The sequence below is a fragment of the Pantoea cypripedii genome (assembly GCF_002095535.1).
In the GTDB taxonomy this organism is placed as follows: Bacteria; Pseudomonadota; Gammaproteobacteria; order Enterobacterales; family Enterobacteriaceae; genus Pantoea; species Pantoea cypripedii.
In genome coordinates this window covers 552964-575350 of sequence record NZ_MLJI01000001.1, presented here as the reverse complement: position 1 = coordinate 575350, position 22387 = coordinate 552964, and the positions used below count along the sequence as shown (strand labels likewise).

The 22387-nt window shown below is 56.0% G+C and carries 18 protein-coding genes; 10 read left to right on the top strand and 8 right to left on the bottom strand.

Annotation, left to right across the window (positions count from 1 at the left end):
• Window positions 1-139: 139 nt before the first annotated feature.
• From fes to HA50_RS02575, 3 genes are read left to right on the top strand one after another with little or no spacing between them, the layout of a single operon-like run.
• Window positions 140-1357: an enterochelin esterase gene (gene fes, locus HA50_RS02585; RefSeq protein ID WP_084872230.1), complete on the top strand. Its 1218-nt coding sequence runs from the start codon at window positions 140-142 to the stop codon at window positions 1355-1357.
• A 16-nt stretch (window positions 1358-1373) separates the two neighbouring features.
• Window positions 1374-1595 (top strand): MbtH family protein, encoded by a 222-nt coding sequence (locus HA50_RS02580; RefSeq protein WP_084872228.1) that lies wholly within the window; start codon window positions 1374-1376, stop codon window positions 1593-1595.
• Window positions 1588-5505, top strand: a complete 3918-nt coding sequence (locus HA50_RS02575) for an enterobactin synthase subunit F (protein ID WP_084872225.1) — start codon at window positions 1588-1590, stop codon at window positions 5503-5505. Before HA50_RS02580 ends, HA50_RS02575 begins: the two co-directional genes overlap by 8 nt.
• A 101-nt stretch (window positions 5506-5606) precedes the next feature.
• Here the strand turns inward: HA50_RS02575 and HA50_RS02570 are convergent, their stop codons facing one another.
• The 3 genes from HA50_RS02570 to fepD are packed head-to-tail and all read right to left on the bottom strand — an operon-like array spanning window position 5607 to window position 8328.
• Window positions 5607-6407 (bottom strand): ATP-binding cassette domain-containing protein, encoded by an 801-nt coding sequence (locus HA50_RS02570; RefSeq protein WP_084872221.1) that lies wholly within the window; start codon window positions 6405-6407, stop codon window positions 5607-5609.
• Complete coding sequence (fepG, locus tag HA50_RS02565) at window positions 6404-7357, bottom strand: iron-enterobactin ABC transporter permease (RefSeq protein ID WP_420851455.1); 954 nt, start codon at window positions 7355-7357, stop codon at window positions 6404-6406. The genes HA50_RS02570 and fepG overlap by 4 nt, the downstream gene beginning before the upstream one ends.
• Window positions 7358-7371: 14 nt before the next feature.
• Entirely contained in the window at window positions 7372-8328 is a 957-nt protein-coding gene (gene fepD, locus HA50_RS02560) for a Fe(3+)-siderophore ABC transporter permease (RefSeq protein ID WP_244193557.1), read from the bottom strand.
• A gap of 182 nt (window positions 8329-8510) precedes the next feature.
• On the opposite strand from fepD, the gene entS reads away from it, so the two are divergent.
• On the top strand, window positions 8511-9761 hold the full coding sequence (gene entS, locus HA50_RS02555) for an enterobactin transporter EntS (RefSeq protein ID WP_084878291.1): 1251 nt from the start codon (window positions 8511-8513) through the stop codon (window positions 9759-9761).
• On the opposite strand, the gene fepB is transcribed toward entS, so the two are convergent.
• Window positions 9756-10721 (bottom strand): Fe2+-enterobactin ABC transporter substrate-binding protein, encoded by a 966-nt coding sequence (gene fepB / locus HA50_RS02550; protein ID WP_084872214.1) that lies wholly within the window; start codon window positions 10719-10721, stop codon window positions 9756-9758. The genes entS and fepB overlap by 6 nt on opposite strands.
• Window positions 10722-10897: 176 nt before the next feature.
• Here fepB and HA50_RS02545 point away from each other — a divergent pair, with 176 nt between their 5' ends.
• The 5 genes from HA50_RS02545 to HA50_RS02525 are packed head-to-tail and all read left to right on the top strand — an operon-like array spanning window position 10898 to window position 15750.
• On the top strand, window positions 10898-12076 hold the full coding sequence (locus HA50_RS02545) for an isochorismate synthase (RefSeq protein WP_084872211.1): 1179 nt from the start codon (window positions 10898-10900) through the stop codon (window positions 12074-12076).
• Window positions 12077-12086: 10 nt separating this feature from the next.
• Window positions 12087-13703, top strand: a complete 1617-nt coding sequence (locus tag HA50_RS02540) for a (2,3-dihydroxybenzoyl)adenylate synthase (protein WP_084872208.1) — start codon at window positions 12087-12089, stop codon at window positions 13701-13703.
• A gap of 17 nt (window positions 13704-13720) precedes the next feature.
• A complete protein-coding gene (locus HA50_RS02535) occupies window positions 13721-14572 on the top strand; it encodes an isochorismatase family protein (protein WP_084872206.1) in 852 nt (283 codons plus the stop codon).
• Window positions 14572-15330, top strand: a complete 759-nt coding sequence (gene dhbA, locus HA50_RS02530; protein WP_084872203.1) for a 2,3-dihydro-2,3-dihydroxybenzoate dehydrogenase — start codon at window positions 14572-14574, stop codon at window positions 15328-15330. Before HA50_RS02535 ends, dhbA begins: the two co-directional genes overlap by 1 nt.
• A gap of 3 nt (window positions 15331-15333) precedes the next feature.
• Window positions 15334-15750, top strand: coding sequence for a hotdog fold thioesterase (locus HA50_RS02525; protein ID WP_084872199.1), 417 nt, complete (start codon window positions 15334-15336; stop codon window positions 15748-15750).
• A 52-nt stretch (window positions 15751-15802) separates the two neighbouring features.
• Here the strand turns inward: HA50_RS02525 and HA50_RS02520 are convergent, their stop codons facing one another.
• The 4 genes from HA50_RS02520 to rplU all read right to left on the bottom strand — a co-directional run bounded on the left by HA50_RS02520 (window position 15803) and on the right by rplU (window position 20941).
• Window positions 15803-18655 carry an SET domain-containing protein-lysine N-methyltransferase gene (locus HA50_RS02520; protein ID WP_084872197.1) on the bottom strand — a complete coding sequence of 951 codons (2853 nt, stop codon included), beginning with the start codon at window positions 18653-18655 and terminating at the stop codon, window positions 15803-15805.
• A gap of 278 nt (window positions 18656-18933) precedes the next feature.
• On the bottom strand, window positions 18934-20109 hold the full coding sequence (cgtA, locus tag HA50_RS02515; protein WP_084872194.1) for an Obg family GTPase CgtA: 1176 nt from the start codon (window positions 20107-20109) through the stop codon (window positions 18934-18936).
• Window positions 20110-20356: 247 nt separating this feature from the next.
• Entirely contained in the window at window positions 20357-20614 is a 258-nt protein-coding gene (gene rpmA, locus HA50_RS02510) for a 50S ribosomal protein L27 (protein ID WP_006121751.1), read from the bottom strand.
• A 15-nt stretch (window positions 20615-20629) separates the two neighbouring features.
• Window positions 20630-20941 carry a 50S ribosomal protein L21 gene (gene rplU, locus HA50_RS02505; protein ID WP_013507673.1) on the bottom strand — a complete coding sequence of 104 codons (312 nt, stop codon included), beginning with the start codon at window positions 20939-20941 and terminating at the stop codon, window positions 20630-20632.
• A gap of 254 nt (window positions 20942-21195) precedes the next feature.
• Between rplU and ispB the strand changes: the two genes are divergently transcribed.
• Window positions 21196-22167, top strand: a complete 972-nt coding sequence (ispB, locus tag HA50_RS02500) for an octaprenyl diphosphate synthase (RefSeq protein ID WP_084872191.1) — start codon at window positions 21196-21198, stop codon at window positions 22165-22167.
• The last annotated feature ends 220 nt before the right edge of the window (window positions 22168-22387 follow it).

Here is a 22387-nt window from a genome sequence, read left to right as displayed (position 1 = left end):
TTATGAGAAAGGTGACAGGCGGAACGAGCGTGCTCATTTATGAGCGGAAACACCCTATTGCAAATGCAAATAATTATCAATAGTATTATCTGTAACCTTTGTGAAAAGATCCTTGAGTAAACGGCGACTGGCAGCACCTATGACCTGGCTAAACGAGATAACCGGCAGTGAAGCCTGGTGGCAGGAGCAGCAACGTAAAGGCATCCCGTATGTCGAGGGAGAAGTGGATGGCGCATGTCAGGTCACTTTCTTCTGGCGCGATCCGCAGGGCAATGAAACGCAGTCGCGCACGCAGCGGGTGTGGATCAACATTACCGGCGTGACCGATCACCACCAGCACCGCCCCCCGCAATCCCTGGTACGTGTCGCCCATACCGATGTCTGGTACTGGCAGACTCGCTTGCCAGCTAACTGGCGTGGTAGCTACTGCCTGATGCCGGATAAACAAGCGACCGATTTCGCCGGGGATGCCGACATGTATGCCCTGCGCAACTGGTGGCGCGATAAATTCCCCACCGCCCAGGCCGATCCGCTCAATGCCCTGCGTGGCTGGTCTGGTGGACGCGGTATGGGGGTTTCTCCCTTGCATCTGCCACAAGCCCCCAATCAACAGGTATGGCGCGCCATTGATGAAGGTCGTGCCCCTGAAATCGCCTTACAGCAATATCGCTGGGACAGCGCCTTATTGGGCAACAGCCGTTCCGTCTGGCTGTACTGCACCGGCGCAGCTGAACCCCGGCAGCGACCACTGGCCATTTTGCTCGATGGGCAATTCTGGGCGCACAGCATGCCGATTGCCGGTCCGCTGCAACAACTTACCGACCAGGGCGCGCTGCCTGCGGCGGTGTATCTGTTTATTGACATCATCGACCGCGAACATCGTAGCCGTGAGTTGCCGTGCAATGCCCTGTTCTGGCAAGCCTTACAGGAAGAGTTACTCCCTCAGGTGGCGCAGTGGGCACCTTATCGGCAGAACGCTGACAGCACCGTGGTGGCCGGGCAAAGTTTTGGCGGCCTCGCCTCGGTTTTCGCCGCGTTGCACTGGCCGCAGCAGTTTGGCAATGCCATCAGTCTGTCCGGTTCCTTCTGGTGGCCGGAGCGCGGTAATGCGCACGGCTGGCTGATCCAGCAGCTGGAACAGGGTCTGGCACCGCGTCAGCCACTGCGTTTCTGGCTGGAAGCAGGCAAACGTGAAGGGCTGATTTTGCAGGCTAATCAGCAATTGCAGCAGTTGTTGCAGGCGGCGGGTTATCAGGTGGATTACCAGCCGGTAGAAGGCGGACACGATGCGCTGTGCTGGCGTGGCGGTCTGCTGGATGGCCTGCAGGCACTGTGGCGCAATCCGACCCCGCATTAAACAAGCAGGAGCCGACATGGAACATCGCAATCCCTTTGACGATCCGCAGCAGGATTGTCTGGTGCTGCGCAATCCGCAGCAACAATACAGTTTATGGCCCGCGTTCAGCGCCCTCCCCTCTGGCTGGCAAACGGTGTTTGGCCCACAGCCGCAACCCGCTTGTCTGAGCTGGCTGGAACAAAACTGGCAGGATATCCGGCCGCTGACGCAGGACACCAACCGGAGCGACAATGTCTGAATCCCTGATGAACCGACATCTCACCGAACAGCAAACCCTGCCGCTGGTGGCGGCCCAGCCCGGCATCTGGATTGCCGATCAGTTGTCCCGCCATCACAACGCCTATGCGGTCGCGCACTTTATTGAATTGCAGGGTGATATCGATAGCGCCCTGCTGTGCAAAGCGATTATTGCGGGTATGCAGGAAGCCGATACGCTAAATATGGCGTTTGGCGAAGTGGACGGCGAAGCGCTGCAATGGCCGCAGGCGCAGAACTTTAGCCAGCCGCAGATCATCGATCTGCGCACAGAAGCTGACCCGGCAGGCAAAGCCCGCGCCCTGATGCGCGCCGATATGAACGGCGATTTGCGCGTGCTGAGCGGTGCGCCGCTGTATCATCATTGCCTGTTCCGGCTGGGTGAGCAGCACTGGTTCTGGTATCAGCGTTATCACCATCTGGTGGTGGATGGGTTCAGTTTTACCGCTCTGACGCGCCGCATCGCCAATCTGTACAGCGCCTGGGCGCAGCAACAGCAAGCGGAGCCAACGCCCTTTATCCCCTTTAGCGAGGTAGTGGAAGAGTATCAGCGCTATCAGCAATCCACTTCCTTCACGCGTGACAGCCAGTTCTGGCGTGAAAAAGGTGCCAGCCTGCCTGCACCTGCGTCGCTCTCACCCCAGCCACTGGCAGGACAAAGCGCCAGTACCGATCTGCTGCGTCACAGCCTGACGCTGGATCGCGCCACCTTCCAGCAGCTGGTGAGCCAGCATCCTCAGCATAGCGCCGCCGATCTCGCCTTCGCACTGGTGGGGCTGTGGCTGGCCCGTCTGAGCGGGCAAAACGACTTCTCCGCTGGCTTTATCTTTATGCGTCGTATCGGTTCGGCGGCACTGTGCGCCACCGGCCCGGTGATCAACGTGCTGCCGATGGCGATCCACTACGATCCGGCACAACCGCTGGCTACGCTGGCGAATCAGTTGGCCGGTGAAGTGAAAAAGATGCGCCGCCACCAGCGTTACGATGCCGAACAGGTGATGCGCGATCTCGGGCGTCTCGGTGATGGCGATCCGCTTTACGGCCCGGTGATCAACCTGAAGATGTTTGACTACCAGCTGGATTTCGCCGGTGTCGAGGGGATTACCCATCAGCTGGCATCCGGCCCGGTGCGCGATCTGGAAATTGCCATCTACATCAGCGAGCAGGGTGAACTGACGCTGGAGCTGCTGGCGAATGCGGCACGCTACAATCTGCCCACCCTGCAACGCCATAGCCGTCGTTTCGCCTTGTTACTGGCACAACTGGCGGCAGATCCGCAGCGCCCGTGCGGTGAGCTGGATCTACTGACGGCTGAAGAACATCGCCAGCTGGCAGACATCAACCACACCGCGCATCCGCTCCCGGCGGAAACGCTGGCATCACTGCTGGCCCGGCAGGCCGCGCGCACCCCGGATGCTCCGGCGCTGGCCGATGCGCAGCATCAGTTGAGCTATCGCCAGATGCAGCAGCAGGTCTTTGCGCTGGCGCAGCAGTTAAGCGCCGCTGGCGTACAACGCGGTGACATCGTGGCGGTGGCACTGCCGCGCTCGGTGCAACTGTCGCTGGCGTTACAGGCGATTGTGACACTGGGTGCCGCTTATCTGCCACTCGATACCGGTTATCCCGACGACCGTCTGCAACTGATGCTGGAAGACGCGGCCCCCAAAACCCTGATGACCTCGGCCTCGCTCTCTGCGCGTTTTGCGGCCATTGCGCCAGTCAGCCAGTTGCATTTCGATACGCTCTCCTCTGAGCTGAATGCCCCTGCTCCCATCAGCGCGCCGCAGCCGCAGGACGGGGCTTATATCATCTATACCTCGGGTTCCACCGGGCGTCCCAAAGGGGTACTGGTCGGCCATGAAGCCATCGTCAACCGCCTGTTGTGGATGCAGGATCACTACCCGCTGCAAGCTGATGATGTGGTGCTCCAGAAAACCCCGAGCAGCTTTGACGTTTCGGTGTGGGAATTCTTCTGGCCGCTGCTGGTTGGCGCGCAGTTGGTGATGGCTCCGCCGGAAGCCCATCGCGATCCGGAAGCGCTGCAACAGTTGTTCGCGCAACATAAGGTGACCACCACCCACTTTGTCCCCTCCATGCTGGCGGCCTTTGTCGCGGCCTTGCAGGACGATGCAGCTATCAGCAGCTGCACCAGCCTGCGCCGCGTCTTCTGTAGCGGCGAAGCGTTGCCAACCGATCTGTCGCGCGAGTGGGAACTGTTGACCCAGGTGCCGCTGCACAATTTATATGGCCCGACGGAAGCGGCGGTGGATGTCAGCTGGTATCCGGCGTTTGGCGAGGCGCTGGCCGCCGTTACAGGTGCCAGCGTGCCGATCGGTTATCCGGTGTGGAACACCGGCCTGCGCATTCTCGATGCCCGCCTGCAACCGGTGCCGCCGGGTGTCGCTGGCGATCTCTATCTGACCGGAATCCAGCTGGCGCATGGCTATCTGGGACGCCCTGACCTCACCGCCAGCCGTTTTGTCGCCGATCCGGCAGGCAACGGCGAACGAATGTATCGCACCGGCGATGTGGCACGCTGGCTGGAAAATGGCGCGGTGGAATATCTTGGCCGCAGCGACGATCAGTTAAAAATTCGTGGTCAGCGCATCGAACTCAATGAAATCGATCATGTGCTATGCGCCCAACCAGGCATCGAGCAGGCCGTCACGCACGCGGTGGTGCTGGGTGGCGCTGCGGCGCAGGGCGATGCCCGCCAGCTGGTCGGTTATGTGATTGCCGATCATGCGGTTGATGGCGAAACGCTACGTCATGCGCTGGCGCAGCAATTGCCCGCCCATATGGTGCCGGTGTCGATTGTGCAGCTGGAAGCCTTCCCGCTCAGCAGCAATGGCAAGCTGGATCGCAAAGCCTTACCGCTACCGCAGGCCGCCATGGCCAGCACCGGACGCGCACCTCATCCAGGGCTGGAAAGCCAGCTGGCAGCGGCGTTTTGCCAGTTGCTGGCGCGCGATAGCATCAGCGCGCAGGATGATTTCTTTGCCCTTGGCGGCCATTCTCTGCTGGCGATGCGTCTTGCTGCACAGTTGCGTCGGGAGCTGCAACAGCCGGTGTCTGTGGGCCAGATCATGGTTGCTTCCACCGTCGAAAAACTGGCGGCCCTGCTGAGTGATGAACAATCTCACCAACAGGCCGGTTTCGAAGCGGTGCTGCCGTTACGCCAGGGTAATGGACCCACGCTGTTCTGCTTCCACCCGGCCTCCGGTTTTGCCTGGCAGTTCAGCATCCTGCAACGCTATCTGGATCCACGCTGGTCGCTGATGGGTATTCAGTCACCGGATACCGATAGCCCGCTGAATCAGAGCGCGCATCTGGATGAGGTTTGTGACGCCCATCTGCGTACCTTGCGTGAGGTGCAGCCGCACGGCCCTTATTACTTCATTGGCTATTCGCTGGGTGGCACCCTGGCGCAGGGCATTGCCGCACGGCTGACAGCTGCCGGAGAAGAGGTGGCGTTCCTTGGCCTGCTCGATACCTGGCCGCCGGAGACGCAGAACTGGGACGAAAAACGCGGTGAGAACGTGCTGGACCCGGCAGTGCTGGAAGAAGTGAACCGTGAGCGTGAGCAGTTTATTGCTGCGCAACGTCATCAGGCGGGTGAAGAGATGCAGGCGATGTTCGATACCATCGAAGCAAACTACGCCAGCTCGGTTCGCCTGCTGGCGACCGCGCGCAGCGCCCGCTTTACCGGACGCGCAACCCTGTTCCTTGCGGAGCAAACGCAGCAACCGGGGCAGGACGCGCGACGCGCCTGGGCACCCTATGTCGGTGAACTGGCAGTGTGGCCGATGGATTGCGCCCACGTAGATATCATTTCACCGCAGATGTTCGAGCAGATTGGTCCCTTGTTGCAGCGACTGCTGAGCGAATTCTGATCCTGATCGCACCTTCTGGTAACGGCGCAATTTATTGCGCGGTTTTTCCGGCATCATGCACGGAACCGCGCGATAAATCGCGCCGCTACACGTCTGTGCTGTTATTTGCCTGGTCGTCCCAGCGGCACGATCATCGGCGTATGTGCCACCGGATCTTCCACAATCACGCAGCGCAAGCCATAGACCTGCTCAATCAGCGCCGGGGTGACGATCTCTGCCGGTTTCCCTTCGGCAATAATCCGCCCATGGCGCATCGCAATCAGGTGCGTGGCATACCGACAGGCATGATTGAGGTCATGCAGCACCACCACCAGCGAACGCCCGTGCTGCTGATTAAGATCCTGCATCAACTCCAGCAGTTCAATCTGATGGGTGATATCCAGCCAGGTGGTCGGTTCATCCAGCAGCAGTAACGGCGTCTGCTGTGCCAGCACCATGGCAATCCACACTCGCTGACGCTGCCCACCGGAGAGCGTATCCACCTGCTGCTGCGCCAGATCAGCCACGCCGGTCGCCAGCATCGCCTGCTGCACCGCCGCTTCATCTTCGGCACGCCAGCGGCCAAACAGCTGCTGATGCGGATAGCGACCACGCGCTACCAGCTCAGTAACGCTGATCCCCGCCGGGGCGTTGGAACTTTGCGGCAACAGGCCGAGACGGCGCGCCACTTCTTTCGTGGGATAACGATTGATGGCTTCACCATCAAGAAAAACCTGGCCTTTCAGCGGAGGATTAAGGCGACTCAGGGTGCGTAGCAGGGTCGATTTGCCGCAGGCATTGGGGCCGATAATCACCGTCAGCTCCCCTTCCGGGATCGCCACCGACAAATTCTCCGCCACCACTTTTTTGTCGTAGCCCAGCGTCAGCCCTTCGCCATAGAGACGTGAAGGAATTTCGGTCATTGGCGTCGCGCCTCCCGCACCAGTAAAGCAATCAGATAAAGTCCACCGAGGCTGACGGTAATCACGCCAACCGGCAATTGATAAGGCAGGAACAGATGCTGCGCGGCAAAATCCGCAGCGATCAATAGCAACGCACCGCACAGCGCGGTCAGCGGCATACCGCCGCCGAGACGACGGGCTATCTGCGGTGCCAGCAAGGCAATAAACGAAATCGGTCCGACCAGTGCAGTCGAGGCTGCGGTCAGCACCACACCAAGCAGCATTAACCACAGGCGGCTGCGCTCCACCGGTACGCCAAGCGCACAGGCGGTGTCATCCCCCATCTCCAGCAGACGCATCCGGCGTGCCAGCAGCGCCACCAGCAGCAGACTCAGCAATAACACGGCAATCACCGGCGGTGTCTTCGCCCAGGTGATGCCGTTGAGCGACCCGGCACTCCATAAACCGGCGCTGACCGCAGATTCGAGCGACGCGCTGATAATCAGCCAGCTGTTGAGCGCCATCAGCAAGGCACGCACGCTGATGCCGACAATAATCAAACGAAAGGTTTCTACGCCATTACGCCAGGCAAACAGATACACCAGCGCTGCGGTGATAATGCCGCCCAGCAGCGCGGCAAGGGTCATTGCCGAGGCATTTTGATTAAACAGCACCAGCGCCACCAGCACACCGCTATAGGCTCCGGTGTTAAAACCCAAAATATCAGGGCTGCCGAGCGGGTTACGCAGCAGCGACTGGAAAATCGCGCCGCTGATGCCGAGCGCTGCGCCAATCAGCAACGCCATCAGCACACGCGGCAAGCGCCATTCCAGCAGAATCAGTTTTACGTTGCTGGCACCCTCACCCAGCAGCACCTGCCACACCTGTTCACCGCTGATCGGCAGTGCGCCACGCGTCAGCGCCAGAAAAGCCAGCAGTCCGCAGCCCAGCAGCAGCCAGAGCGAATTCATCAGTGCGCGCCGCGTCATACCGCACCTCGCCCTAATTTGCGTCGTACTAGCACGATCAACATTGGCGCGCCAAGCATCGCGGTGACGATGGACACCCGCAGCTCACCAGGTACCAGCAGGCGACCAATAATATCTGCGGCTAATAACAGGATCGGCGTCAGCAGCGCGGTGGCAGGTAGCAACCAGCGATGGTCATTGCCCACCAGCCAGCGTGCCAGATGCGGCGTCATTAAACCGAGAAAAGCGATCGGCCCGACCGCTGCCGTTGCCGCGCCGCACAGCAGCGCTATCGCCAGCAGCCCAAGCAGCTGGGTACGCGCCACGCGGGTTCCCAGTGCCGTCGCCATATCGCCCCCCATACTCAGGCTGTTAAGCGCCTGCGACAGGCAAAAGGCCACCACGCTGCCCACCAGCACCGCCGGAAACAGGGTACGCAAAATGGTGAAATTGCGGATATCCAGCGAACCGCTGTGCCAGAAACGCAGATGATCGTAGATGTCAGGATTGAGCAGCGAAATCCCCGAGGTTAACCCTTCCAGCACCGCCCCCAGCGCCACCCCCGCCAGAGTCAGACGCACCGGATTCACGCGTCCGCCACCAATCGCGCCGGTCATCGCCACCAGCAGCGAAGCCAGTAGCGCGCCGCCAAAAGCAAATCCGAGCCATGCGACCGGTGTGTCGGCACCAAACAGCGCAATGCCCAGCACCACGGCGAAACCCGCCCCGGCGTTCACCCCCAGAATCCCCGGATCGGCCAGCGGGTTGCGCGTCAGGCTTTGCATCAACGCCCCCGCCAGCCCCAGAGCAACGCCTGCCAGCAATCCGGCCAGCGTACGTGGCAGACGCGCATCGCGCACAATCACGCAATCCGCGTCAGAACAGGTTGAGATAAGCGAATGATAAACATCGGAAAAAGAGATAGATTTTGCTCCCAGCATCAAACTGAGGGCAATAAGGAGCACCAGCAGCATCCCTGATCCTGCGAGTGCACGAGTCTGGCGCATAGCGTTCTGAACCTTCTACTTAACAACGTTTTCGCGTGCGTAAGGGAAATATGATAATGATATTTGTTATCGTTATTACTCGTATTTGTCTATGTTATCATGACTCGCCTCACGGAAGATGAGGAAAATTGGTGCAAAAAGGCAAAGAAATGAACAAACCCTCCCACTTTATTGATCTCTCCCTGCTTAAATCCCACCCGGCGTTTCGCGCGGTGTTTATCGCCCGTTTTATCTCGATTGTCGCCCTCGGCATGCTGGCGGTGGCGGTACCGGTACAAATTCAGCAGATGACGGCGTCATCCTGGCTGGTCGGTCTGGGGGTGACTGTAGCAGCCTGCGGCATGTTTATCGGTTTGCTGACCGGGGGCGTGCTGGCCGACCGCTATGAACGTAAGAAGCTGATTTTATTCGCCCGTTCTACCTGCGGCCTTGGCTTTGTCGGGCTGGCGATTAACGCTGCATTACCACAGCCCTCACTGATGGCGGTGTATCTGCTGGGATTGTGGGATGGCTTCTTTGGTGCGATTGGCGTGACCGCGCTGCTGGCTGCGACACCGGCGCTGGTCGGGCGCGAAAACCTGATGCAGGCCGGTGCCCTGACCATGCTAACCGTACGCTTCGGCTCGATTCTCTCCCCGGCGATTGCCGGTATGGTGATTGCCAGCGGCGGTGTGGTGTGGAACTTCGCACTGGCAGCGGCGGGCACCCTGCTGACCGTGCTGACTCTGCTCAAACTCCCGCCATTGCCGCTACCGCCGCAGCCGCGTGAGAACCCATTGAAATCACTCGCCGTGGGTGTGCAGTTCCTGTTTAGCACGCCGCTGGTGGGAATGGCGGCACTGATCGGTGCACTGGTGACGCTGGCCAGTGCCATCCGCGTGCTGTACCCGGCCCTGGCACCGCATTGGGAGGTCAGCGCCGATCGGCTCGGATTGATGTTTGCCGCGGTGCCACTCGGCGCGGCGGTAGGGGCATTAACCAGTGGCCGCCTGGCGCATGCCAGCCGCCCGGGGCTGCTGATTCTCAGCAGCGCGATTGCCGCTTTCGTTGCGCTGGGGCTGTTTGGCCTGATGCCATCATTCCCCCTCGCCCTGCTGTGCCTGGTGGCTTTTGGCTACTTCAGTTCAATTACCAGCCTGGTGCAGTACACCATGATCCAGGCGTTAACGCCGGATGCGCTTCTTGGGCGGATCAACAGTCTGTGGACGGCACAGAATGTCACGGGCGATGCGCTGGGGGCGGCAATGATTGGCGCGATGGGATCATGGCTGCTGCCACCGCAGGCCGCGACAATGTTTGGCTTCGCGGCGGCGGTGTTGGGTGTGCTGATGTGGTTTTTGATGGGGCGCTTACGCCGCTATCAACCGCCAGCGGTCACGCTGGCGGAAGACGCATCATGATTTAACGAACAATTTCTCCAGACGCGCCAGCAGATTGCTGGCGCTGTAGTAATCAAGGCGGAAGGTATCCGCCCCCAGCGCATACACCTGCTTATGCGTGACTGCCTCGTTTTGTGCCAGGAACGGATTGCTCAGTACCGATTGTGCGGTTTTATCATCGGCAGCAAACAGCAGGAAGCTGTGGCCGGTCAGGCCGCTGGCAACGGTTTCACCCGATAGCTGAATGATATCTTTACGCTGCCCCATGCTGTGACTCTGCTGAATATTGGCCGGGGGCATCGCCAGGGTGAAACCGAGCTGCTGCAACAATTTGCCCTGGGCTGATTCTGCCGTCCACAGATTCACCGCACGCCCGTCACCGTTCCACACCATGGCAGAAACCGGCTGCGGTGGCAGCGTGATGGCTTTTTTCAGTGCCGCTTCACGATCGTCGAAAGCCTTAATGCGCTGTGCCGCCTGCGCTTCGTGGCCGGTGGCGTCGCCGAGCAGCGTCACCAGATCCTGCCAGCTTTTATCGTCGTAGTTGATCACCAAAGTCGGAGCAATGGCAGACAGCTGACTGACCAGCTTGATGGCGGAGTCATTGCCGGTGGCGCTGACGATAATCAGATCCGGCGCTTCCGCCGCAACAGCTTCCGCACTGGGTTCACCGATATACAGACGCTTCACGCCACGCTGTTTCGCCACCTCGCCCCACTGACGGAAGAATCCCTGATCGTCAGAAAGACGGCTGTTAGGGGCAGTCGCCCCCGAGGCGATCACCGGGGCATCAATCGCCAGCAGCGAACCAGTCAGCGTGAGGCTGGTCGAGACAATGCGCTGCGGCGCTTTGCTGAGCGTGACGATGCCCTGCTCGGTTTGAATCTTGCGCGGCCAGCCCTGATCAGCGCGCGCCATGCTGCTGAAAGCCTGCAAAATGAACAACAGGACAAACGTGCCCCATAATCCGCATTTATTCATAAGTTTTCATCCACCGTTTAGCTTAATTCGGCGACCGGCATCAGCGCCGGAAAACGCCTAAAGATAAGGGAACTCCCGCGAATCGATTGACTCTTTCGCCCGTTCGACGTAGGTTACTGGGCCATAATAAAAATGATAATCATTCTTAATAATCTTATCATTTAAAGGTGGAAATTATGGTGGAATCGTCCACGTTTGAAAATGCCTGGCTGCAGGATTTTTCCGCACTTTGCCGCGGATTCCTGTTTACTTCGCCCTGGCAGAGCCTGGTAACGCAGGGTTGTTACACCACGCTGACTGAGTCGGTGCAGGATGCTGCCGATTTACAGGGCCATTTTCAGCAGCAGCTGCGTCAGCACTTCGCTGCAGCCAAAAAGCAAGGTATTGAGAAACCGATTCTGGTGGGTGCCATCCCGTTTGATGTCAGCCAGCCTGCGGCCTTATTTATTCCTGAATCCCATCAAACCTTTAACCGCGCCGATCTGCTGGCCGCGCTGCCCGCCAAACCCGGTGCGTTGCCCGAGGTGCGTCGCCGTGCGGCCGTACCGGATCACGATGTCTTTCTCAGGATGGTGGCCGATGCCGTCGCCGCCACCCAACGGGGCGACCTCGACAAAGTGGTGCTGTCGCGCCTGATGGATATCGTCACCGAACAACCGGTGGATAGCGCTGCGCTGATGCAGCGGGTGATTGCGCTAAATCCCAACAGCTACCATTTCCATCTGCCCTTGCCGCAAGGCGGTGTGCTGCTCGGTGCCAGCCCGGAACTGATGCTGCGTAAGCACGGCCGTGACTTCAGCTCCTGTCCGCTGGCCGGTTCCGCGCGCCGGGATAATGATAGCCAGCGTGATCAAGCCGCTGGGGATACCCTGATGAACTCCGGTAAAGATCGGCACGAACATCAGCTGGTCACCGATGCGATGCGCGGCACACTGCAACCGCGTAGTCGCCGATTGTCGGTGCCGACAGTGCCGTCGTTGATTACCACCTCAACCTTATGGCACCTCGCCACCCAGATAGATGGCGAAGTGCAGGACGAGCGCGACAATGCCCTGTCGCTGGCCTGTCTGCTGCATCCGACCCCGGCATTGAGCGGTTTCCCGCATCAGCGCGCTCAGCAACTGATTCAGACGCTGGAGCCCTTTGATCGCCAGCTGTTTGGCGGCATTGTCGGCTGGTGCGATGAGGCAGGCAATGGCGAATGGGTGGTCACGATTCGCTGCGGCACGGTGCACGACACGCACGTACGTCTGTTCGCCGGTGCGGGCATCGTTGCCGACTCTCAACCCGAATCAGAATGGCGTGAAACCGGCGTGAAGCTGGATACCATGCTGCGCGCCTTTGGACTGCAATAAAGGAAAGACCATGAGTATTCCCTACAACCGCTGGCCGGATGACCTGGCCGCGCGTTACCGCGAGAAAGGCTACTGGCTCGATGTGCCGATGACCGACATTTTGGCGCGTCAGCAACACAATGAGGCTATCGCGGTTATCGATGGCGATCGTCACATCAGCTATCGTGAAATGCATCAGCTGACTGACAATCTGGCGGCGGCACTGCAACGTCGCGGCCTGAAAACCGGCGATACTGCGCTGGTACAGCTCGGCAACGTGGCGGATTTCTACCTGACGCTGTTTGCCCTGTTCAAAATCGGCGTGGCACCGGTCAATGCGTTGTTCAGCCATCAACGTACCGAGCTGACCGCCTATGCCGCGCAGATTGAACCGGTGCTGCTGATTGCCGATCGCAGCCATCCATTGTTTGCCGATGACAGCTTTATCGATACGCTGTGCCGTTCGCATCCGTCACTGCAACAGGTGATTTTGCGTAACGATCATCAGCCGGAAAACACCCTCGACGCATTGCTGGCTGAAGCTGCCGGTGACTTTATCCCCACGCCGAGCGCCGGTGATGAAGTGGCGTTCTTCCAGCTTTCCGGCGGCAGTACCGGCACGCCAAAACTGATCCCACGCACCCACAATGACTACTACTACAGCATTCGCGGTAGCGTTGAGATTTGTGCCGTGACTGATCGCACCCGTTATCTGGTGGCGTTACCTGCTGCGCATAACTTCCCGATGAGCTCGCCAGGCGCGCTTGGCGTCTTTTATGCCGGAGGCCAGGTGGTACTGGCCGCCGATCCCAGCGCCACGCTGTGCTTTCCGTTAATCGAAAAGCATCAGATCACCGACACCGGCCTGGTGCCACCGGCGGTAAGCCTGTGGTTGCAGGCGATTCAGGAATGGGGCAGCAATAAACAACTGGCCTCGCTCGAACGTATGCAGGTGGGCGGTGCCAAGCTGGGTGAAACCCTCGCCGCGCGGATTCAGCAGGAAATCGGTTGCCGGCTGCAACAGGTGTTCGGCATGGCTGAAGGCCTGGTGAATTACACCCGCTTCGGCGATGACGAAAAAACCATCCTCACCACCCAGGGTCGCCCGATTTCTGACGATGATGAAGTCTGGGTGGCTGACGCCGAGGGCAACGCCCTGCCGAGCGGTGAAGTGGGCCGTCTGATGACGCGCGGACCTTATACCTTCCGTGGCTACTACCGCAGCCCGGAGCACAACGCGGCCAGCTTTGATGCCGATGGATTTTACTGTTCCGGCGATCTGATTGAGATCAACCCACAGGGTTACATCACCGTGCAGGGCCGCGAGAAAGATCAGATCAACCGTGGCGGTGAGAAGATCGCGGCGGAAGAGATCGAAAACCTGCTGCAACGGCACCCGGATGTGATCCACGCCGCGCTGGTGTCGATGAACGATGAGCTGATGGGTGAAAAAAGCTGCGCCTTTATCGTCGCCAGCCAGCCGCTTAAACCGGTGGCGCTGCGTCGCCATCTGCGCGAACTGGGCGTTGCCGAGTTCAAATTACCCGATCGTATTACCTGCGTAGACGCCCTGCCGCTGACCCCGGTTGGCAAGGTGGATAAAAAACGTTTGCGCCAACAGCTTGCCGACCAACAAGCGCAAGCCTGACCTGTTCCGGAGATTGTATGGCTATTCCAAAATTGACCTCTTATCCGCTGCCAGCCGCCACCGAGTTGCCTGCCAACAAGGTGAAGTGGAGCCTGGAGCCGCAACGCGCGGCGCTGCTGATTCACGATATGCAGGCCTATTTCCTTAACTTTTGGGGCGAAAACAGCCCACTGGTGAATCAGGTCGTCGAAAACATTGCGCGTCTGCGTGCCTACTGCAAAGCGCAGGGTATTCCGGTGTTCTACACCGCACAGCCGAATGAGCAAAGCGATGCGGATCGCGCCCTGCTTAACGATATGTGGGGACCGGGCCTGAACAAACATCCCGATCAACAGAAGATCGTCGATGCACTGGCCCCGGATCAGGATGATCAGGTACTGACCAAATGGCGCTACAGCGCTTTCCACCGTTCGCCGCTGGAATCGATCCTGCAAGAGATGGGACGCGATCAGCTGATCATCACCGGCGTGTACGCCCACATCGGCTGCCTGACCACCGCGACCGATGCCTTTATGCGTAACATCCAGCCATTTATGGTGGCCGATGCGCTGGCTGATTTCACCCGCGAAGAACATATGATGGCGCTGACCTACACCGCAGGCCGCAGTGGCAAAGTGGTGATGACGGCTGACCTGATGCCGCTGCCGCTCTCCAAAGACGCACTGCGCGCGCTGATTCTGCCGCTGCTGGAAGATGACGATGTACCGGAAGATGATGAGAACCTGATTGATTACGGTCTCGATTCCGTGCGGGTAATGGCACTGGCTGCTCGCTGGCGTCAGGTGCATAGCGATATTGATTTCGTCAGTCTGGCTAAAAGCCCCAGCATTGATGGCTGGTGGGCGCTGCTGTCACGGGAGCGCGCGTAATGAGCCTGCCTTTCGATTTCCGCGGAAAAATTGTCTGGGTCACCGGTGCCGGTAAAGGTATCGGCTACCATACCGCTCTGGCTTTCCATCAGGCGGGCGCGCAGGTCGTCGGCTTCGATCTGCGTTTTGATCAGGCGGAATATCCCTTCTCCTGCCAGGTGATGAACGTGGCCGATGCCGCCGAAGTGAAAAATGTCTGCCAGCGTCTGCTGGCCGAACAGCCACGTCTCGATGTGCTGGTAAACGGTGCCGGGATCCTGCGCATCGGCAGCACCGAAGAACTGGCGTTTGAGGACTGGCAGGCGTGCCTGGCCGTCAACGCAGGCGGGGCATTCAATATGTTCCAGCAAACGCTGCCGGTATTCCGTCAGCAGCGTGCTGGCGCCATCGTCACTATCGCCTCCAATGCCGCCCATGCGCCGCGCCTCGGCATGTCCGCCTATGGCGCATCAAAAGCCGCATTGCGTAGCCTGTGCCTCACAGTCGGCCTGGAGATGGCCCCGCTCGGGGTACGCTGCAATATCGTTTCGCCCGGTTCAACTGATACCGATATGCAGCGCAGCCTGTGGCATACGCCGGAAGCAGAACAGGAGATGATCAACGGCTTCCAGGATCAATACAAACTGGGGATCCCGTTGCGCAAGATCGCGCAGCCTCAGGAGATCGCGGCCAATATTTTGTTCCTTGCTTCGGATCTTGCCAGCCATGTGGTGTTGCAGGATATTGTGGTCGATGGTGGCGCAACATTGGGAGCCTGATGCATGGCTATCTGGAAACGACCGTTCGATCTGGCAGCACTCAACAAAATCGGTGAAAACTCGCTGGTGGGGCATCTTGGCATCGTGTTTACCGTGATTGGCGATGATTATCTCGAAGCCACCATGCCAGTCGATACCCGTACGCAGCAGCCGTTTGGCCTGCTGCACGGTGGTGCGTCGGTGGTGCTGGCGGAATCGATGGGATCGATTGCTGGCTACCTGAGCGTGGAAGAGGGAAAAAGCGTGGTGGGGATTGAAGTGAGTGCCAGCCACCATCGCGCAGTCAGCAGCGGTGAAGTGCGCGGTATCTGCCGTCCACTGCATCTCGGCGCACGTAATCAAAGCTGGCAGATTGAGATTCGCAATGGACGCGATCAGCTGTGTTGCAGCACCCGTCTGACGGTGGCGGTGCTGGGTTAGAACGTGGGTGAGCACTGAGGTGCTCACCTTTCTTTACCTGCTGTGCAAATGGCTACTTCTTGTTATATTTTGCTTTGCCTCTGAGCGTTAAATTGCCATTAAAGCCGATATATCGCACCAGGCGACGTTCCTCAAAACCCACCTCTTTACAATATTCGGTAAACGACTGCTGATTATGCTTCCGGCCTGATGTCCGATAACCATCGATAATATCAAGGGTTATCTTTTTAAAAGCATGATGTTTTTCAGGCTCGCCACTCTGAGCAACTAAGGCATCAATTTCCTCACGGGTCATACCCCGTTCCAGCAAAAAATTCCTTCCTTTATCTTTAAACACGTTTTTTACCATCACCTTTTGCCGGAATGGTTCATGGCTTATGTTGTTTTTCTTGCTGAATTTCTCAATAGCATTTTTTTCATTACGTTCTTCCCAGGTGAGACCAGCCCACTTTATCATTGCCGCCATCATAACTTCATTTTGTTGCTCGACCTGGAAGATTTTTTCACCCGCATTATTTAAGCCATCGGCAGTGGCATAAACCTGGAGCGTATAACGACTGATATTGTTTCTCTCACAAAAAGTGGTCTTGGCACCGTAATTTTTCCGTGCCTCTCCCATATCCATCCACTCCCTGATAAGACCTGCGGTGATCCTGTCATCTTTACCTGGTTGCCGGTTCAACACCGCTCTGCCACGCGCGCTAAATTTATTATCTGAAAAAAAGTAATGCAGCCTGGTTTCATCCAGATTATTTTTTCTGCAGAATGTCAGCAGATTTTCCTGCGACAGTTTGTTATCATTCTCTGCTAATAATCCTTGCAACTCCTTCATATGTTCGGGCTTAAAGTGATTTTTGTCCTCTATTCTGTTACGGGCATAATCTTCAATTCTTTGTAAACTTTTTATACCCCGTGCATTGATCCCTGTGTTGCGTAGTACCGAATCGAGCGTTTCAAACAAAACATTATTTTTTATCGCCAACGCTTCCCTTGCTCCTGGTCTGGCCCGCTCTTCATCCGTTTTATTTAGCCATTCATTAATCGCTGCTTTAGGATTAGAAAACTTATGTCCTTCAGCCAGCAACAGTCTTTGCTTCCCTCGCAATGTCAACTTACCGTCGAAGGTGAAATATTTCATTGCTGTAGCGGCCACGAGACGATGTTTTTTAATAAACTTATTTCTGTTCCTTTCTGAGGCCGGCAGTTTTTTAAATTCCCTTAGCATTTCCGCTGTTACTCCCCAGTTCTTTTGTCCGGGGATTTTCATATCAGCTGGAAAAATATCGTCAGCCCCCATTTCCGTGTCTTGACTTGCCTTATCAGCTCGGAAAGCCTCCCCTTTTTCGAATAATTTTAGGCTTTGTATCTTTTTTTCTAAATCCGCAGTGAGCTGCTGATCTTTTTGTGGCAGTACCTGAATGAGATGCTTAATCTCCTCCCGTAATTCATAGCCATAGATACCCGCAATCATCGTGTCAGTAAGCGGTTTGTTCTGAAGGTTTTTATCTTTTCTGCCTTTGAATAAAGCATATGCAGCGGAGTCTGTCATACAAAAGCCCGTTTTCCCGATGGGTTGCACTCTGTTTTTATGGCCCTTTTGGGTATCCACCCTGTAGACATTATCCGTAAAAGTGAAACTGACATTCCCCACAGGGGACCAAATCGCATTATAATGATTTTCGTTCGGTACATATTGGATAACCGCCAGATGACGTTCTGTATTGATTATTTCTTTATGATCAACAATCTCACCATTTGAGGAATCAATAACCGAAACAACCATGTCTCCCTGAGGCTGTTTATCCCCCTCATGCTCTTTTTTGGTAATCACGAGCAACGCATTTTGTTGACGAAAGGTATCTGAAAGTGCGATCAACTGCGGCAACACTTCAAAACTGGCATCAACCCAGCTGTTGGCTTCACCAATCTTTTCTGCCAGCCAGCATAACCCACGGGGAAGTTCCGCTGACTCTCCGCCTCTAACAGAGATATCATGAGGTTCAGTCTTAACAACAGGAGGACGGTGCTTAATTAATCGGTATCTTTGGCCATAATTTATTAATAATGGCTCATCTTTTTCGATATCGCGAATGGCCATATAAACAATGATTTCCTTCCCAGCCCGAATAGCCATCAGATTGTTTTTATCTGAACAAACCACTTTATCCTCCCGGACAGAGGCGGTATTCACAAACGCCAGATCAGTGTTTTTCAAGTGACCTGCAATACCACTGCAAACATTTACGGGTTTTCGTCGGGTGCCACTTTGCGCTCTCGGCCTGTGTCCTTTCGTTTCAAAAAAATAGGTGGGGAAACTAATGTCACTTCCAGCATACATTTCATCACATTGCGCGGTGTTTCTCAGAATAAAACCACCATACAAACCCGGCAAGACTTCTCCCGATTTGATTGTTCTTGCCGCTTTTAAACCAAAACCCAATTCAGGATGCTCTTCATCATTAAATATATGGTAACAGGCTGCATCTGCGGTTTTCCCTGCCTGAATATCCTTAATGATTTTTCGTATTTGCTGGATTGCAGAATCTGCCATTTTTTTAGATAAAAGCTTTCTATCCGCGCTATTGATTTTCAAGCTGTCGGCATCAACATGCATTAACTCTTCGCGTAGCGGCCCCTGCTTAATCCCTAAGGCTTCTGATTGATCATAGAAATTCAACAACACCGGCATTCCACCGGGGCGACGTTGATGATAAGGCGCAACAACCTCTTCTTCAGGCGGTTCCTGTTTAATCTCGATGGCATGATTAATCACCGGCACGTCGGATATATTTGCCTGGTGAACAAAAGATATGGTTTCAGCCAGCGTTGATGCAAATGCGGGGGCATGCGGTGATGCAGAAATTGTTGTGCGGATAGAAGGCGTTAATTTTTCGACAGGTTGCATTTAGGATCCTTTTAAATACATAAATATGATCATTGAAGCGTCCTGATCCTGGTCGCTTGTGCGGGCGGGTTGTTCTTAACCAAGACGATCCTGGCACAATAGTCCGTAACGAAACGGTGCCTTATGCACAAAATGAAGATGAAGGGAAAGGGGAACGGCGGAGCAGCGCGGATGGATATCTTGCCGGTTGGCATTCACATCCGGCGCAAAAAAAATCTGGCCGTTACCAGAGTAACGACCAGATCAGATCTTAACTTCTACAGCAGAGATAACGCAGATTAACGCTGATAGATGATTTCGACGCCTTCGTCGTCATCTTCGTCCCAGTCATCATCCCAATCGTCGTCTTCTTCCACTTCCTGCGCGTTTTCCATGGCTTCACGGTGATAATCATCCCACATGAAGGCCACTTTCTCCGGCTGCTTCTCTTCGGTTTCCGCTTCTTTCGGATTGGCGACGATAAAGCTCATCACGTCCCAGCATAGCTCATTGACACCATCACGGCTGGCAGCAGAAATCAGATAGTATTTCTCTTCCCAACCCAGCGCTTCTGCAATGGCTTTAGCGCGGCTTTCCGCTTCTTCACGGCTCAGCAGGTCAGTTTTGTTAAACACCAGCCAGCGCGGCTTCTGATACAGTTTATCGCTGTATTTTTCCAGCTCGCCCAGGATGATGCGCGCGTTTTCAACCGGATCTGACTCGTCAATCGGTGCGATGTCGATCAGGTGCAGCAGGACGCGGCAGCGTTCAAGGTGTTTCAGGAAGCGAATACCGAGACCGGCACCTTCCGCAGCGCCTTCAATCAGGCCTGGGATGTCGGCAATCACGAAGCTCTTTTCGCTGTCCATACGCACCACACCGAGGCTCGGCACCAGGGTGGTAAACGGATAATCTGCCACTTTCGGCTTGGCCGCAGAAACGGCGCGAATAAAGGTCGATTTACCGGCATTCGGTAAGCCAAGCATACCAACGTCAGCCAGCAGCATCAGCTCCAGCTGCAGGTCACGCTTTTCACCCGGTGTACCCATGGTTTTCTGGCGTGGTGTACGGTTAACCGAAGATTTAAAACGGGTGTTACCCAGGCCATGCCAGCCGCCTTTGGCAACCATCAGCTGCTGCTCGTGGCGCGTCATATCGCCCAGCGTTTCGCCTGTGCCCTGGTCAATAACACGCGTACCCACCGGGACTTTAACAATGATGTCTTTACCGCGTTTGCCGGTGCAGTCACGGCTCTGGCCATTCTGGCCACGTTCAGCACGGAAAGATTTTTCGAAACGATAATCGATCAGGGTATTAAGGTTTTCATCCGCCAGCAGGTAGACATCACCGCCATCACCGCCATCGCCGCCGTCAGGGCCGCCTTTCGGAATGTATTTTTCGCGGCGGAAGCTCACGCAACCATTACCGCCATCACCCGCGACCACCAGGATCGTCGCTTCATCAACAAACTTCATTTTCTTTCTCCGTCACACTGTCGTTCGCGGCAGAACTCTGACGACGAACGGGTCCGCCAGGGTCTTCTGCGCTGACCGGCGGCGGATAATACAGGATTGGCAATGCCATGTGTACATAAATTGTACAGCAATCTGCGCAAGGGTGCAGGGCTTACGTGCACGCCGTAGCAGAATGTAAAAAGCCCCGCAAAGCTGCGGGGCCTTTCATTCGTTCGTTCAGACGTTAACCGTCTGCGTCACGACAACCTTACTCAGCAACGATGCTGATGTATTTACGGTTGTTCGGACCTTTAACTTCGAATTTCACTTTGCCGTCTGCGGTAGCAAACAGGGTGTGGTCACGACCACAGCCTACGTTGTTACCGGCGTGGAATTTGGTACCACGCTGACGAACGATGATGCTACCTGCCAGAACAGATTCACCACCGAAACGTTTTACACCCAGACGTTTTGCGTTGGAGTCACGACCGTTACGAGTCGAGCCACCAGCCTTTTTATGTGCCATTTGTCAGATCTCCTCTTAGGCGCTGATGCCAGTGATTTTCACATCAGTGAACCACTGACGGTGGCCTTGCTGCTTACGGTAGTGCTTACGACGACGAAACTTAACAATTTTAATTTTCTCGCCACGACCATGAGCAACGACTTCTGCTTTGATCACACCGCCTGAAACCAGTGGCGCGCCGATTTTCACGTCTTCGCCATTTGCAATCATCAGAACCTGGTCAAACTCGATGGTTTCACCGGTTGCGATGTCCAGCTTTTCCAGGCGAACGGTCTGACCTTCGCTTACTCGGTGTTGTTTACCACCACTTTGGAAAACCGCGTACATATAAAACTCCGCTTCTGCGCTTGCCTTTCTGTTAATCAGGCGGCGCTATAAATATTCACAATAGGGCGCGAATTCTACGCAAATCTCCGGCAGAAGACAAGTGCACTTTGCACTCTCTTGCAGAAAAAAAGCGCAGGATGAATGCAAACGTTTATCAACCCGATTTTTCAAGTACAATCAGTAACAGATTACCTGAACTCACGCTGGGTAAAAGCGCTTACCATGCCGAAAACGAGTCATAGCTGAACAGACGAATGAACTTAGAACAGATTAATGAATTAACCGCGCAGGACATGGCGGCCGTCAACCAGACCATCCTCGACCAGTTGAATTCAGATGTCTCGCTGATTAACCAGTTGGGTCATTACATCATCAGTGGCGGTGGAAAACGCATTCGCCCGATGATAGCCGTGCTGTCTGCACGAGCACTGAATTACCAGGGTTCGCAACATGTCACCAATGCGGCGCTGATCGAATTTATCCACACCGCCACGCTGCTGCATGACGATGTCGTGGATGAATCCGATATGCGCCGTGGTAAAGCCACGGCCAATGCCGCATTTGGCAATGCCGCCAGTGTGCTGGTAGGTGATTTTATCTATACCCGTGCTTTCCAGATGATGACCAGCATGGGATCCCTGAAGATCCTCGCGCTGATGTCGGAAGCGGTGAACGTCATCTCCGAAGGTGAAGTTTTGCAGTTGATGAACGTCAACGATCCGGACATCACTGAAGAAAATTACATGCGGGTGATTTACAGCAAAACCGCCCGTCTGTTTGAAGCCGCTTCACAGGCATCGGCGATTCTTGCCGAAGCCACCCCGGCGCAGGAAAAAGCGTTGCAGGATTATGGACGCTATATTGGTACCGCTTTCCAGTTAATTGACGATTTACTGGATTACAGCGCGGACGGCGAGACGCTGGGCAAAAATACCGGCGATGACCTGAGCGAAGGTAAACCTACCCTGCCCCTGCTGCATGCGATGCGTAACGGTTCACCAGAACAGGCGCAGATGATTCGCCGTGCGATTGAAGAAGGTAATGGTCGCCATTTACTGGAACCGGTGCTGGAAGCCATGCGCCAGTGTGGTTCGCTGGAATGGACGCGGCAGCGCGCAGAAGAAGAAGCTGACAAGGCCATTGCTGCCCTGGAAGCACTGCCAGAAAGTCCCTGGCGTAGCGCCCTTGAAGCGTTAGCCCACATGTCTGTACAACGCGATTATTGATCCCTGCGGGGGCCAGCTCTGGTCCCCCTTTTCCTGCTCTCACTTCCCTTGTACGTCTTTTCATTGTTTGCAGTGCTTTTGCGAAACAGTTCGCAGTTACTAGCAATGGTTACGATTTTACTGGAAACTTATTGGAACCATCTGCTATATAATTCCGTATGATTCCAGATATTCCTACACCGGAAAGAATCCCTCATCCGCAGGATGAGAAGACAACATG